Raw genomic sequence first — 13,911 nt, forward strand, 5'->3', positions numbered from 1 at the left:
TCACTCGCTTTCTTGCTTCATGGTGGTACCATTAACAAAGTATCAGGGCTTTGTGGGACAGACAAGGAGGCAGTCAATTTTGATGCCGCAGATTAGGAGTTCATTCTCGATGTATTCATTTACCGCTGGTCACCCTCCTTATCCACGGCTCAAAGAGTGGATTCTCGATTATATAACGCCCGTTTTCGCGGATAAGCAACTCCTTCTCCAGTAGCGCCTTCAGTGCAGCCTGAACTGTTGATGGCTTTTCAAAGCCATATCTCATGAGAAAGTCCCTTGAGTAGAATTCAGACTTCCCCTCAGCCACCGCCTTGATAAAACGTCTCTGATTCACTGTTAGCGACCCCTATATCTCCTCAAAGAACTCTGAGGTTTCCGAGAGCACTTCCTCAACGGCCATTTTTAGGTCATCGCTATCGAGTTCTACTTTTCCTGCAAGTTTTGCGTTCAGCCAGAGGCGATAGCATAGCATTTGGGTGTAGTGAGGATGCCCCTTGGTTATTCCGAGTATCTCATCGACTAAATCTTCGGGCACTTTAATTCCACTTTCCTCGAACTTTCTGAGAATAAAGGGCTTGAACTTCTCGGGAGGGATCCTTTTGAGAACCATGTGCATGCCGAAGTTGTAAAACGGACTCTCAATGGACTGAAAAATATCCCTCATCATGCCGGTCTTGCTCCCTATAAAAACATAAATTGCGTTTCTGTGGTTTTGAAATTCTGAGCGCATCTTCGCCAGAACTGCCTGTCCAAGATTTGCAACCTCTTGAAACTCGTCGAATACGACAACAACCCTTTTATTTCTTTCACCTCCGATTCTTTCTGGCAACTTGAGGGACTCCTCTTTTTGTAAGTTAGCTCTAACTGTAATTTTTGTTATATCAACAAGTATAATCACAGCACCTCTCCTTCGTTTAGTGGCTCCCTTAATAGGCCGAATTCCTCGCTGTATTTAAGTTCGGCAACTAGCAGTCGCCTGCCTAATCCCTTGTCAGAGAGCCTGTGAAAGGAATCCTGCTCGGCGAAGAAGAGCCAGTAAGGTACCGGTACGAGGTAGCGGTAGACTTCAATCGATTTACCGGCATCGAGTAGCTTGCTGACCTTTCCAGCATACTTTGCCGGAACGGCTTCAAGTCCCTGAAACATTTCGTAGAACTTTCTTTCATCCTCTCCCTTTTTCAGAGGCTTGAGATTGTTGAAGATTTTGAGGGCTGTTTCCATGTACTCAATAGCTTTCTCTCTTAGCTCGTTGGCAACTGGCTCATAGGCCTCGTTCACGAGATCTGGGACTATGGACTCTCTTAGGGGTTTTCCATCAAGTTCCTTTAGGATTCTCAAGCTCTTCTTAACAATTTTCGGGGGGGTATACCCTCTCATCGCCCTTGGAGCCTTCTGTAAGTACGTAGACATCCTTCAGCCTTCCAAAGCCCCGCCTGTTAACTCTGCCAAATCTCTGAATTAATGCGTCAAGAGGAGCTGGCTCCGTTAATATTGACTCGAAATTCAAATCAAGCGAAACCTCAACAACCTGAGTTGCAACCACGAAGTCATATTTCCTAAGGTTTTGGAGGAGTTTCCTTTCCTTTTCTTCCCTGTCCCCGTATGGGAAGCGGCTGTGAAGAAGCACGACCTTATAGCCCATGTCTTTAAGCTTGGAATAAACCTCGATGGCTCTGTCTACAGTATTGCAGGCCACGAGAGATGGTTTAGGAAGTTCTCCTACCAGACCCTCAATGTTGTCCATACTACCGTTTATGAGGTTCACCCTATGCCTAGTGAATTTGTCCGCTTCATCTGCGGACACTTTAAGCTCTCTTGGGTTGATAATCTTCTTTATTAGCTCCTCCATAAAGGTTGGAAGTGTCGCCGTCATGATTAGCGTCTTTGCCATATAGTCCTTTAGGAGCTTTAGTATGGCAAGGATGATTCCCAAGATATTGGGCTCGTAGGCATGTATCTCATCAAATATCAGAAGGGAGTTTGTTAGCTCACTTAGGCTCATCTCGAAGAATCCTACCCCAAAAAAGGCTTTCATTATTTGGAATAGAGTTGTGACTTTGAGGGGTGTGTATATCTTGCGATAGAGTGACGACAGGCGCTGGTATTCAAGATGAGATGAGTAAAGATAAAATGTTGAAGAGCTGTGAAGGACGCCAACAAGGGCGGGATCACCGAAAACATCGAGTAATCGCTGGTGCATCGCGTTTATGCTGACCTTGTATGGAAGAATGTAGAATATCCTACTCGTTATTCCCTTCTTTGTCCGTTGTGCGTTTCTATCTGCCCACAGAAGGGCTGCCTCTGTCTTTCCGTAGCCCGTGGGAGCTCTCAAAAGAAGGTTGCCATAAGTTTCGTAGGCCTGCCTTTGGAGAGGTCTCCACTTCTCTCTTGGAATTTTCTCATCTATGCTATCTGCTATGCTGGGAAGTAGCCTTATCTTTACTTCTCCAGCTGATGCTAGATGATCAGTAGCGTTTAGAAGACCCTTCAAGAATGTAAGCTCTTTCCAGTTGTCCTTAAAGTTAGTCTCATACCATTTTAGCAGGGCTTCAAAGTCGAAAGACGGAATTTGTTTAGTCCAATCTGCTGGTAATTTGAACCTGTTCAGGGGTTCTCCAAATACGTACTTTTCCCATAGGAGAACCTTGGGCATAAAGAACTTCTCTATGTACTCAGCGTTTTCCAGAAGCTCTTTGATTCTATCTTCGAACTCAAGTGGTATTCCACGAATCCTTCTCGGAATCATTTGATCAAGCTCATCAAGGGTTTTGTGATGGGTGAGGACGGCAGCAATGATGTTCCGGGCGTCCTCGAGGGAATCACTATGGAATAACTATGAGCATTTGAATTTTAAGGTTTATGGGAAGAACTTGAAATAGAGGCTGAGTAATTCTTTTTACTCTCCATAGACCGCAAATCCTTCAATCACGAGGATGTCCAAATTAGCCTCCTTGAAGGTTTTCAGGGCATCAGTTGGAGAGCAGACTATAGGTTCGCCATGCATGTTGAAGCTCGTGTTTAGTATAGCTCCAACCCCACTCCTTCTCTCAAAGGTCTTTATTAGATCATAATAAGTAGGATTTACTTCTTTCACAACGCTCTGGGGTCTGGTAGTGCCATCTACATGCACAACTGCTGGAGCAAGCTTCCTGAATTCTTCGCTTGCAATGTAGCTCATAGTCATAAACCTGTTTGGTGGTCCGTTGAGATCTGCTAGATATTCTCCGGCTCTCTCCTCAAGAATGGAAGGGGCAAAAGGCTGAAAGACATCCCTCTTTAAGGCAACGTTGAGCTTTTCCCTTACGATATCTTCCCTGGGATCGGCTAAGATCGATCTATTTCCTAGGGCCCTTGGCCCAAATTCCATCCTTCCCTGGAAGAAGCCAACAAGTTTTCCCTCAAGAAGGGCATCTGCGACGAAGGATGGAACGTCAGTGATTTCTTCGTATTCCACTTTTTTCTCCTTAAGAAGCTTTTCTACATGTTCTTTTTGATAGCTAGGCCCTAAATAGACGTGTTCTAACTTGAAGGGTTTCCATTTCCCGTCAAGTCTCTCAAACTGGGCCTTTACAAATGTAGCCGCCCCAAATGCAAGGCCTGCATCGTCCATAGCCGGGAACACCCAGAGGGTTGGGAAGATTCTCCTCAGGATAGCGTTGGCCTTTACGTTCTGGGCAACTCCTCCAGCATAGGCCAGGGGAAGAGCATATTTTTTTAATTGAAGGCCAATTTCTTCCACTAGCTTCTCAAGATGAGCTTGAGCACTTGCGGCTATTTCTATTGCCTTTTTCTGTAGCTCCCCATCCAACTTCCCCCGTTTCATTTCTTTCGCTATTTCCTTTGCCCTTTCGAGTGGGTAAGAGAAAAGCTCTGCTAATCTCTTTGTCGCTTCAGCTCCTATAACTTTTAGGTGGTTTTCAAATGTAAGACCATTCAGTTCAATGATGTTGCTCAAGTCGTAGCTTGGCCTCCCGTAGGCTGCTAGGCTCATAACTTTCCCCTCATGTCTCATGGGCTTAAATCCGAGAAGCTCTGTGATAGATGCATAGAAGTCTCCCAGACTGTCTATATATGTGCTCTGGGCAATTCTGATTATTTCACCATCCCTTCCTATGTTGATAGTGGAACTTAGGCCATCTCCGGCCGCGTCTATTGTTAAAACAATTGCATTTCTCCAACCAGACGTGTAGTATGCAGAAGCGGCATGGGCCAGGTGGTGTTCAACAAAGATAACTTTCCGCTTGAAATCAGGGCCGAAAACAGCCTTCAAATGAGCTTCAAGCTCGAGAAGTCTTTTTTGCCTTCTAAACACGCCGGCAACCGCTATTGCATCTACCTCTTCGGGATAAACTTTTGACATTTCGAGAACTTTTTCTAGGCTTAATTTGGGGAATCCTCTATATTTCTTTATTCTGTTAAGCCTTTCCTCATTGACGGCGAATATTTCATTGTCCTTTATTAAAACGGCTCCCGCGTCGTGTCCATCGTGGATGCCGACTATTATCATCGGAAGAAAGAGTAGGTGGGAAGTTAAAAGGATTGCGTCTAGCGTCTCATGCCCTAGACTGCTTGAGGAATCTAACTATCTTTGCCTCTTCCCTCATTATCATTTCCTTCTCCCTTTTTACAATTTGGATTATCTTTGTGTTCTTGAGCTTTCTCTGCTTCATCATCCTAGCTAACCTTGCTTCTTCCAACAGTATTGCCTCCTTCCTCCTTCTAACGACGTTGAGTCTCTTAATCAAGAGTTGCATCTCCATGTCCTTCACCTTAATTTAGTATAGATCATTTGAGAATATAAAAGTATTTCGCTGAACGCTGAAATTAATATCGTCAATAGTCGATATTAAACCATATATTTAAAAGCTGGCATTAGGCTTTATTATATGGTGAGGCCATGTTAATTGCCATAACTGGAACTCCAGGCGTGGGGAAGACTACTATAGCGAAGTTGTTGGCTGAAAGGCTTGGTTATGAGTACGTTAACCTCAGGGAGTTTGCAATGAGTTTGGGTATTGGAGAAGCTAAAGGGGATGAGTTAGAAGTTGAAGTCGATGAGCTTGCATACTTCGTTGAAAAGAAACTCAAAGGAAAAAACGTCGTTCTTGATGGCCACTTAAGCCATTTAATGCCTGTCGACCTTGTTGTAGTGTTGAGGGCTCATCCAAGGATTATAGGAGAGAGGCTGAAGGAGAGAGGGTACTCAAGGGAAAAAATTGGTGAGAACGTTGAGGCCGAGTTGGTAGATGTTATACTGATTGAAGCACTGGACAACAACGAGAACGTCATTGAGATCGACACAACTAACAAGACTCCGGAAGAGGTTGTTAATGAAATACTTGAGCTAATGAAGTCTGGTGTGAAGAAGAGGGTTGGAATAGTGGACTGGAGCGAAGTTTATGATGAGGTAATCCCCTACTTGAGATTGGGGGGTGAGGGTTATGGGTCTTGATATGTGGATAAGAACTGGAGTTTTAATGGCCTTCCTAACGGCGCTGTTTGTGGGCATAGGTTACTTAATCGGCGGAGAGGCGGGGATGATAATAGCGTTTACCTTTGCGCTCTTCATGAACCTGATAAGTTACTGGTTCAGCGACTCTATAGTGCTTGGTTGGTACAATGCAAGAATAGTTAGTGAGGAGGAGGCCCCAGAGTTGCACAGGATAGTTGAGGATCTTGCCAGGAGGGCAGGTATTCCAAAGCCTAGGGTAGCCATAGTTCCAACGATGACTCCAAATGCATTTGCAACTGGGAGAAGCCCTAAGAATGCTGTGGTTGCTGTTACTGAAGGGTTGTTGCAGATTCTAAATAGGGACGAGCTCGAGGGGGTTATAGCTCATGAGATAAGTCATATAAAGAATAGGGACACACTGATTCAAACCCTTGCAGCGGTTATGGCTGGTGCGATCATGGTTCTTGTTGATTTTGCAAGATGGTCCCTTTGGTTCGGTGCTTATGATGAAGACAGAGACGCTGGGAACATCATAGGGCTTATACTCGCAATAATACTCGCCCCAATAGCGGCCATGCTCATTCAGCTGGCCATAAGCAGGTCGAGGGAGTATCTTGCCGATGAAACTGGGGCAAGGATTAGTGGAAAGCCACACGCATTGGCGAGTGCCCTTCTTAAGATAGAGCAGGCAATTCGGTACAGACCAATGCGTGAAGGGAATCCTGCCACTGCTCACATGTTCATAGTTAACCCATTCAGGGGAGTTGACTTTGCGGAGTTGTTCTCAACTCACCCGCCTACTGAAAAGAGAATAGAAAGGCTCAGGAAGATAGCCTTAGAGATGGGAATAATATTCTGAGCCTCCTCAAAATATCTTTTAAAGAGGGTCGTTAAACCGCCCTCCAGAATGGGTCTTCTTTTGCCTTTATTTGTGCTATCATCTTAAGGGCCTTTATGTCAGTGTCTTCGAGCTCGTCTCTTAAGTACTTCAATAGGGTTATTGCGTCATCCCTACTTATGTCTACGTAAAGCATTTCTCCCGGATGTATGTGTCTCCCAACTATTGCCCCTTCTATTGCTATGGCAACTGCCTGTCCCTTTCTAGCCTCTTGGAGGAATTCATCCCTGCTCTTGATAGACCTTATTGTACCGACCTTTTGGCCGTTCTGCTTAATCAAAGTGACTCCTGGTTTTATTCTCCCCTCGACGACCTCAATCCCTACTATTGCCGGATTGCTTCTCCTAAATACGTATCTTTCATCGGGATACAGCCTTATTACTCCAGGGAACGTTACTTTTGCCAACAGTTCTCTCTTTCTCTTTTCTTCTTCTTGCTTAATCCAAGCTTCGTAGTCCTCTATGAGCTTATAGATTATATTTCCAACAAAGATAGGAACTCCCTTTGCCTTTGCAACTTCCTCAGCGTCTTCATTAACTTTCACATTGAATCCCAAAACAACGCCGTACTTTGGATTCTCTTCTCTTACGCTTAGGGCCTCCATAACGTCTGTTTTACTTATGTTGCCGACATCGGCCTTTCTAATTGGTATTTTCTTCTCCTGGAGCTCTTTGCTTAATGCTTCTAAGCTTCCCAGCGTGTCGGCTTTGACTATGACCCCCATCTTGTCGGTGCTTATAACTACACTTTCAATTTGTTTCAAAATTTCTTGTTTAGCCCTTTCAACATCCTCGGGGGTTGGAGCTGCTATAACTGGAGAGCCTGCTAGGGCTTCTTCGAGACCTGGGGCGGCTATCTTGACACCAGCGGCTGCAGTAACTTCCTCAACGTAGTCGAACCTGAATCTTGGATCTCTAATTTCGTCTAAGGGTTTTGGTTTTAGGAGGGCCCTTATCTTGGTTACTATCGCCTTATCCTTTCCTCCAACGACTATCGTATCGTCTTTATGCAATGTTCCATCGTATATTATAACGTCTATCGTGTGTCCGAGTCCGGGTTCTTCTCTAACTTCTAGTATCGTTCCCCTTGCAGGCCCTTCAACCTCTATCTTTAGCCTCTCTTCAAGGTACTTCTGGCTCAGACCGGCTATGAGAACTAGGAGCTCTGCAATGCCAATTCCGTACTTTGCTGAAATCGGAACTATGGCTAGCTCCCTTGTGAAGTTCTGAACCCTATCAAATCTGTTAGCTTGGAAGCCCATCTCATAGAACTTTCCTATAAGTTCCCAAATCTTTGTTTCAAGCTCCTGGACGGCCCTTTGATCCTGCCTCTTTATGTTCATCAGGAAGGGCTCATCCTCTTTTATGACCCATCCTTTTATTCTGTCTATCTTGTTTGCGGCGACTATGAAGGGGGTCTTGTATCTCCTTAGTATTTCGATGCTCTCTATTGTCTGAGGCTGGAAGCCCTCATTAACATCGACCACGAGAACTGCAAGATCTGCCAGGCTTCCTCCTCTAGCCCTCAGACTTGTAAATGCTTCATGGCCTGGAGTATCTATGAACAACAGCCCAGGTAACTTTATCTCGGCCTTCCAGAGCTTTATAAGTGGACCCGCTATCTTCTTGACAACGTCTATTGGAACCTCTGTAGCTCCTATGTGTTGGGTTATTCCTCCCGCTTCCTTTGCCGCAACGTTAGTTTTTCTTATCCTATCGAGAAGGGTGGTGTTGTGAACAAGTATTCCGTTAGCAACGAAGTTATGGGTTTCGGTTGTTATGTCATAAACATATCCATCGTACTCTACTTTCTCTACCCTCTCTACTGGTAAGAATACAAGATTATCCAGAATGTTCCTAAGGTATAATATATCTTTCGAGTCAAACTCTCTGTTTCTCCACACTTCTAACAATTCCCTTCCGAGCTTGGTTAGCCTTCCGTTTTCAATCAGTCCTTCTTTTTCTAGGACTTTTAGGAGTTCTTTATCTTCGGCTTTCCCCTCTAAGATTGCTAGTTTTCTTTCAAGTGTTGGAGATCCTCTTTCTATCCTCTCCAGGGCTCTCATGAGGGCTTCATAAGTGGGTGCATTCTTGCCAAATCCAGGAATTAGAGATTTCAGCTCATTTTCGGTAAACCCAAAAAGCAGCCCAATTCTTCTTATTTCTTCAAATATTGGATAGACCTCGCTTTCTCTACTTGCTTCTTTGGCTTTTTCTAATAGCTTAGCTTTTTCATAATTCTTAAAGCCTATCTGCATAGAAAATGCTGTTATGTTCCTTCTTCCCTTAATAATAAGCGTTCTTCCCTCTTTTATCTGGGAAACAATTCCGAACCTTAGGAGGGCTAGAGAAAGAGCTTCAAGAGTTTTTTCTGAATCAACTTGTAGGGATATCTCCCCAGCTTCTGTATTTATTTCGGCTTTTTCATCAAATAGCCCTCTGAAGAATTCAATCAGGTATTTTTTAGGCGCAAGAAAGAGAATGTTTAACTCTTTGTCTATTATAGGGGAGTGTTCTTTACCGAACCTTACCCCTGCCTGATAAAACTCTTCTTCGAGATTTTTTGGCAGATCTCTTACCTTTTCCTTAATGAACTTCATGAACACCTCGCAACTTTCATTACCGTGTATGTACCTCGGAACTGCGATATAATCTCCTGGTTTTATGCTGTCAGCCCTTTTCCATCCCAAGGGTGTGAGGAATGGGTGTTCTGGTGTGACACTTACGGAATGCCATCCTTTTAGCTTAACTCTAATTATCTCTCCCTTATGTTTGATCCTCCAAATATACATTCCCTTCCTTGCGGATATTCTGCCTTCTCCATCAGCGGAGGTTATTGGGAGTGAGAGCTCTCTTATCTCCAAACCCTCCCTGTGCTCGACGATCTTCCCTCCCATGTTAAACAGCTTCTCGAGGGTTATCCTACCAAGTGTGGGAACTATGACGCTTTCTGTGGGAAGTAGACACTTCCCATGGTCAACGTGACCAAGAACGGCAATTATTGGTTGTCTAATTCTTTTCATGCTGATCCCCCCAGGATTATCGTGATCAAAACTTCACGGCTTGAAAGAGAATATAAACCTTTGTATCTTTCTTGGACTCTTTATATATAGGTGTTTCTTCTGTTAGCTGGTTTTGGATAATTGTTAGTACTTTATTCCTAGAGTGCCAATATGTTTTTAATAACCACTAGGTATCTTTGAGTTAGGTGAGAATTTATGGCTGAGGACATTGAAGAGATAAGGAGAAGAAAGCTCCTGGAGCTTCAAAAGAAGTATTTGGAGCAGCAGAAAGCTCAAGAAGAGGAAGCTAAGCAACAAGCATTAATCGAGGCTCAAATTCAGGCTATCCTTAGGAGAATATTAACCCCAGAGGCAAGGGAGAGGCTTGCAAGGGTTAAGCTTGTGAGACCTGAACTGGCCAGACAAGTTGAGCTGATATTGGTTCAGCTCTACCAAGCTGGTCAGATAACGGACAAGATAGATGATGCCAAACTTAAGAAAATCCTCGCTCAGATAGAGGCAAGAACTAGGAAGGAGTTTAGGATTAAGTGGTAGTTTTTGTTTTTATATTTTCCCTTGAAAACCTATCCTTTAGGGCGGGAATGCAGTGAATTGCAACTCTTTGCTAAAAAGCAAGGATTGATTTTAGATAGAAACTTTTAATTATATTATCACATTTTTACTACTCTGGTGGTTTAGGGTGAAATATAAACTGGTAATAGTATTTTTAACCGGGATTCTAGTTGGAGTTGCTGTCTCCCAAATGATAGAATCTGCCTATAGGGGACAAGAAAATGAGAAAATTCTTGTAACACCAATTAAGAGCCTGATTTCCAAAGAAGAGGCTCTTCAATCTATATACGAAATGATGGAAGGATGTTTTGGGGTATCTAGAAACTACAAGGAAATTCCTTCTCTAGAAAAGCCGGATATGAGTTTAATAGTGAACACTACAGATGTCTATCTTTATGTTTATGAGAACGCGAGTGAAATTTTAAACGCCAAGGAGGAGATTGTCAAAAAGCTTTCCCTTGTTAGGTCAAGTGGGTTCATCTTTAGAAGCGGAGACAAATACTACCTGCTCCTTCCCTTGTACATCCATTACTACTACGTTCTAGTTTTAGCAAGTGGACCAAGGGAGGAGCTTCATAATTTAAGCACATGCTTGTTTATGGTGGGGCCATCGCCTGGAAAGGTTCTTACGATGTTTACCCCACTTGCCAAAGACCTCGAGGAAAGAAGATGGCTGGAGAAAGAAGGAGTGGTAGTGCAGGGTTACTTGGAAGGCATTGAGGGCCTGTATAGAGGTAGCAGAGTTGCCCTGTTTATCTACAGACCCGATGAAGGAATTGATGCTTATTGGAAGATATTCTTTGAATTAAGAAAAAGGCATAGACAGCTCTCCATATCAATTCTACGGGAGATCAGTAAAAATCCAGCCGGCAGAGTTGAGTATTATGCAGTGTTTGATAGGGGAAATGGGGAAGTGATCTATATAGAACTTGCAAGGTTCTTGGGGATGTGGAGGGTGAGTATAGTGGAAACAACTAAGGAGAAGCTCCCTTCCGTAGTGGATGATCTTTACTGAAAAGCTTTTATTTTCTCTTATAATCTTCCACATTGATGAAAGAAGTAATTAGGTGTAGGGGACATGAAAACGTTAGGGCAACTCATAGATCTACCCTTGAGATAACGAAGGAAGACTATTTAACCCCAAGAGGGGACTGTATAATATGCGTATCTGCTAATAAGGCATTGAAAGATTTCTCTGAGGAAGTTAAAAACGCTTTAAGGAAAGGTAAGAAGGTAAGGATAAGGATAACCGTTGGTGAATTGGTGGATGAAGTTGTTGCCTATGGGAGTCCCGAACTTAAGTTCGAGAGTGATATATCAATTGTGATTAGGAAGAGCACCTATATTGATGGCAGAACTCTAGCTATAAGGGCAAATAAAGCTGCTAGAGACATTAGGAGGGAGATTGTGGAGAGACTGAAAAACCCCGACATCGAAGCCGTGATAGAAGTTATAATAGTTGATGATGAGTAGTCGGAAGGCTGAGTCGGTGATGAAAGACGCCCACGCTGATTCATATGTTAACTTTCTCAAACTCTTCTTTTCTAGATAGTGGCTTCGTTGCATCTATTCCCCACTTCGCAGTTAACCCATCCTTTCCAGAGGGATCGAGTGAGCTGCCTCTCGCATTCGTTATTACAACTAGATCTCTATCGGGTTGGAACCTTGTCGCAACGGCCCATTCAACCTCTCTATCGTCATATATATTCACATCTTCATCGACGACTATTACCCTTTTAAGGCTTGGATGGCCGGCGAATGCAGCTAATATGGCATTTTTACCGTCTCCTTCATGTTGCTTGGTTATAGAAACAACGGCATGCAACCACATGCATCCACCCTCAGTGAGCCTAACTCCATGAACTTTTGGAACAACCCTCTTCACGCTGGCATATATCTGGGGCTCCTTTGGAAGGCCCATCAGCATATAATGTTCATATCCCCCCGGCAAGAGCACGTGGAATATGGGGTTGTCAACGTGATACATCTTCTCAAAAACGACCACGGGCTGTTTCCTAACTATGTCATATGTTCCAGTTATGTCAACGAAGGGGCCCTCATCTGTAAGTTCATCCGTTATCTTGGCTTCAAACACGAACTCGCTATCAACTGGAACTGGAATTCCTCCCATGTCAACTACTTCAACTGGCTTTCCAAAGGCTTTCATGCTTATTGACGATGCTATCTTCAACTCGCTTACCCCGTAGGCAACGCTCGTAGCTCCTGCTAGGAGAAGGTGCACCGGGTTGCCTACGACTATCCTGACATCGAGATCCTCCCCATGGTCAACAGAGTCTTTCCACATTGAGTATAGGTGTCTTGGAACCAGCCTTATTGCCGCTCTCTCTTCATCTAAAACCATCATCCTGTGGAAGGAAACGTTAACAAAGTCATCTTTCTTCGCTATGACCATCGCTGATGTGAAATACCTCCCACCGTCCCTAGGATAGAATTTTGGGATTGGTAGCTCTTTAAGATTGGGGATTTCTCTATTTTTCAGAAAGTTAGCGCTTTTTGAAGTTCTATAATCCTTTGGATTTTCTATTGCATAGGCTAGAAGCTCGAGTAGGCCTTTGTTATCAGTTCTTAAGAATCGAGCTATTCTCTCCCTTTTTGACCATATATTACCGACAACCTCCCACCCATCAACGTCTTTGAAGAGAACTGGCCTGTCTCTATATTTGAGTAAGTACTTTGTTATCTCTAGCTCTTTGCTTACGGGCTTCTCTACAACGACCGTTTCCTCAAACCCTTCAACTATTTCCCTTAGCATCCTCATCCTCCTCCAAAACATCCAGAACATCTAAAATTTCACACCATGCTTCTTTTCCTAGGATTTCAGATACAGATGGAGTTGTTCTTCCTTTATCTCCAGATATGAGCTCCTTTATATATAACCCCCCATCCGTTAGTAGTCTCAGTTTGAAGTGGTTATCGTCAATAAGCTCACCCTCAACCTTGTATACCCTTCTTATTCTGACTTTATCTGCCCTACTGTTTAGAACCCTTCTTGGTGTTCTCTGTCTAATTTCAGCGTTTGTGAGTGATTTTACAACTTTCTCAACATCTTCCCTGCTTACCCCCTCCTTAACATATACGAGTGCCTCGTAAATCTTCTTGTGCCGGGTAGTTAGTATTTTTTCAGCTTCTTCCCTGTCGATGAATCTTAGTTCAATGACCTCAACTTTTCCTGAGGAGTTTATTTCCCTTGCGACTTCGTTTAGATCTATATTCCTTCTTACTGGCCTCTTCACTTCAACCACGAACGGTCTTCCCCTTCCGAGGGTTCTTACATCAACGTCCTCTCTTCCAGCTCCTTTAAATATGCACTTCCCTCCAAAGTGCTTTTTGAAGGTTCTGCATACAATCGTTGCAACACTTTCCTTGAATCCTGGTGCGGGGGTTTGGGGAATTCCTCTCACGAGTTTCCTATATCTTCCGGCTATGAATATCGGGTTCACTTGAAGCTCGACTTTCTGTGAGAAAGGCTCTACTATAAACACTACATCAGCATTCTCTCTGCTTGGTAGCTTCCCGATTTTTTTGGCTAGAACTTTCCCCAGCTCCCTATTGAACTCTCTATTTATTGGTTCTCCAGTTGTTATGTTAAACTTCTCCCAGATCTCTCGCTCCCTCTCAAGTACATCCCCCGGGAACCTTGAGCCTACCCAGAATGTATCAAATTCAATTCCCTCAGAAACTTTTACACAGAGGTTCGCAAACTCTTCAAGCTTTTCAAAAATTCCTCCACAAATGTAGCACTCTCCTTCCTTTATTTCCTCTCCTTCCATTTGGAGAATTAACTTTATTGCTTTTCCTCTCTCTTCGTTTGTTGCTTTTCCGAGCTTTCCAAAAAGTCTTCCAAGGCAGTTGTTACAGAGGCTGTACTCCCTTAGAACATCTTTGGCCTTCTCTACTATCATCGCTTTTACAACCCCAATCCTAAATTTATATTTTTGCTCGGAGGAGAACTTTTAAATGGGCTTG

General features: G+C 43.6%; 14 protein-coding genes. 5 read left to right on the top strand and 9 right to left on the bottom strand.

Going from position 1 to position 13,911, the window contains the following annotated elements; genetic code table 11:
• Positions 1 to 115: 115 nt before the first annotated feature.
• From PY04_RS09375 to PY04_RS04245, 6 genes are all read right to left on the bottom strand, one after another.
• On the bottom strand, positions 116 to 334 hold the full coding sequence (locus tag PY04_RS09375; RefSeq protein WP_052306415.1) for a hypothetical protein: 219 nt from the start codon (positions 332 to 334) through the stop codon (positions 116 to 118).
• A gap of 12 nt (positions 335 to 346) precedes the next feature.
• The gene (locus tag PY04_RS04230; RefSeq protein WP_052306416.1) at positions 347 to 898 is read right to left on the bottom strand and encodes an ATP-binding protein; all 552 of its coding nucleotides are present in this window, start codon (positions 896 to 898) and stop codon (positions 347 to 349) included.
• Complete coding sequence (locus tag PY04_RS09780) at positions 895 to 1,410, bottom strand: hypothetical protein (RefSeq protein ID WP_371136990.1); 516 nt, start codon at positions 1,408 to 1,410, stop codon at positions 895 to 897. The genes PY04_RS04230 and PY04_RS09780 overlap by 4 nt, the downstream gene beginning before the upstream one ends.
• Entirely contained in the window at positions 1,346 to 2,746 is a 1,401-nt protein-coding gene (gene cas3, locus PY04_RS04235) for a CRISPR-associated helicase Cas3' (protein ID WP_052306418.1), read from the bottom strand. The genes PY04_RS09780 and cas3 overlap by 65 nt, the downstream gene beginning before the upstream one ends.
• A gap of 150 nt (positions 2,747 to 2,896) precedes the next feature.
• On the bottom strand, positions 2,897 to 4,507 hold the full coding sequence (locus tag PY04_RS04240) for a carbamoyltransferase (protein WP_014733929.1): 1,611 nt from the start codon (positions 4,505 to 4,507) through the stop codon (positions 2,897 to 2,899).
• Between the two features lie 46 nt (positions 4,508 to 4,553).
• A complete protein-coding gene (locus PY04_RS04245; protein ID WP_014733930.1) occupies positions 4,554 to 4,760 on the bottom strand; it encodes a hypothetical protein in 207 nt (68 codons plus the stop codon).
• A gap of 137 nt (positions 4,761 to 4,897) precedes the next feature.
• On the opposite strand from PY04_RS04245, the gene PY04_RS04250 reads away from it, so the two are divergent.
• Positions 4,898 to 5,452, top strand: coding sequence for an adenylate kinase family protein (locus PY04_RS04250; protein ID WP_048055981.1), 555 nt, complete (start codon positions 4,898 to 4,900; stop codon positions 5,450 to 5,452).
• Positions 5,442 to 6,311, top strand: a complete 870-nt coding sequence (gene htpX / locus PY04_RS04255; RefSeq protein WP_014733932.1) for a zinc metalloprotease HtpX — start codon at positions 5,442 to 5,444, stop codon at positions 6,309 to 6,311. The genes PY04_RS04250 and htpX overlap by 11 nt, the downstream gene beginning before the upstream one ends.
• A gap of 31 nt (positions 6,312 to 6,342) precedes the next feature.
• Here htpX and infB read toward each other — a convergent pair whose 3' ends face one another.
• A complete protein-coding gene (gene infB / locus PY04_RS09505; RefSeq protein ID WP_014733933.1) occupies positions 6,343 to 9,372 on the bottom strand; it encodes an intein-containing translation initiation factor aIF-2 in 3,030 nt (1,009 codons plus the stop codon).
• 195 nt (positions 9,373 to 9,567) lie between these two features.
• Between infB and PY04_RS04265 the strand changes: the two genes are divergently transcribed.
• The 3 genes from PY04_RS04265 (at position 9,568) to PY04_RS04275 (ending at position 11,397) form a co-directional block, all read left to right on the top strand.
• Positions 9,568 to 9,906 carry a DNA-binding protein gene (locus PY04_RS04265; protein WP_014733934.1) on the top strand — a complete coding sequence of 113 codons (339 nt, stop codon included), beginning with the start codon at positions 9,568 to 9,570 and terminating at the stop codon, positions 9,904 to 9,906.
• Positions 9,907 to 10,051: 145 nt separating this feature from the next.
• Positions 10,052 to 10,939 (top strand): hypothetical protein, encoded by an 888-nt coding sequence (locus tag PY04_RS04270; RefSeq protein ID WP_048055982.1) that lies wholly within the window; start codon positions 10,052 to 10,054, stop codon positions 10,937 to 10,939.
• A 35-nt stretch (positions 10,940 to 10,974) separates the two neighbouring features.
• Positions 10,975 to 11,397: a DUF371 domain-containing protein gene (locus PY04_RS04275; RefSeq protein ID WP_014733936.1), complete on the top strand. Its 423-nt coding sequence runs from the start codon at positions 10,975 to 10,977 to the stop codon at positions 11,395 to 11,397.
• A gap of 40 nt (positions 11,398 to 11,437) precedes the next feature.
• Here PY04_RS04275 and PY04_RS04280 read toward each other — a convergent pair whose 3' ends face one another.
• Both PY04_RS04280 and PY04_RS04285 read right to left on the bottom strand, forming a co-directional pair.
• Positions 11,438 to 12,697 carry a UbiD family decarboxylase gene (locus tag PY04_RS04280; RefSeq protein ID WP_014733937.1) on the bottom strand — a complete coding sequence of 420 codons (1,260 nt, stop codon included), beginning with the start codon at positions 12,695 to 12,697 and terminating at the stop codon, positions 11,438 to 11,440.
• Positions 12,678 to 13,847 carry a tRNA pseudouridine(54/55) synthase Pus10 gene (locus PY04_RS04285; RefSeq protein WP_014733938.1) on the bottom strand — a complete coding sequence of 390 codons (1,170 nt, stop codon included), beginning with the start codon at positions 13,845 to 13,847 and terminating at the stop codon, positions 12,678 to 12,680. Before PY04_RS04285 ends, PY04_RS04280 begins: the two co-directional genes overlap by 20 nt.
• Positions 13,848 to 13,911: the final 64 nt, after the last annotated feature.

It is taken from the genome of Pyrococcus sp. ST04 (assembly GCF_000263735.1).
GTDB lineage: Archaea > Methanobacteriota_B > Thermococci > Thermococcales > Thermococcaceae > Pyrococcus.

What these genes read in the sequence shown, in the direction of transcription:
- PY04_RS09780 (WP_371136990.1), bottom strand. Translation starts at nt 1,410, where the DNA reads ATGTCTACGTACTTACAGAAGGCTCCAAGGGCGATGAGAGGGTATACC.
- cas3 (WP_052306418.1), bottom strand. Translation starts at nt 2,746, where the DNA reads ATGATTCCGAGAAGGATTCGTGGAATACCACTTGAGTTCGAAGATAGA.
- PY04_RS04240 (WP_014733929.1), bottom strand. Translation starts at nt 4,507, where the DNA reads ATGATAATAGTCGGCATCCACGATGGACACGACGCGGGAGCCGTTTTA.
- PY04_RS04245 (WP_014733930.1), bottom strand. Translation starts at nt 4,760, where the DNA reads ATGGAGATGCAACTCTTGATTAAGAGACTCAACGTCGTTAGAAGGAGG.
- PY04_RS04250 (WP_048055981.1), top strand. Translation starts at nt 4,898, where the DNA reads ATGTTAATTGCCATAACTGGAACTCCAGGCGTGGGGAAGACTACTATA.
- htpX (WP_014733932.1), top strand. Translation starts at nt 5,442, where the DNA reads ATGGGTCTTGATATGTGGATAAGAACTGGAGTTTTAATGGCCTTCCTA.
- infB (WP_014733933.1), bottom strand. Translation starts at nt 9,372, where the DNA reads ATGAAAAGAATTAGACAACCAATAATTGCCGTTCTTGGTCACGTTGAC.
- PY04_RS04265 (WP_014733934.1), top strand. Translation starts at nt 9,568, where the DNA reads ATGGCTGAGGACATTGAAGAGATAAGGAGAAGAAAGCTCCTGGAGCTT.
- PY04_RS04275 (WP_014733936.1), top strand. Translation starts at nt 10,975, where the DNA reads ATGAAAGAAGTAATTAGGTGTAGGGGACATGAAAACGTTAGGGCAACT.
- PY04_RS04280 (WP_014733937.1), bottom strand. Translation starts at nt 12,697, where the DNA reads ATGCTAAGGGAAATAGTTGAAGGGTTTGAGGAAACGGTCGTTGTAGAG.
- PY04_RS04285 (WP_014733938.1), bottom strand. Translation starts at nt 13,847, where the DNA reads ATGATAGTAGAGAAGGCCAAAGATGTTCTAAGGGAGTACAGCCTCTGT.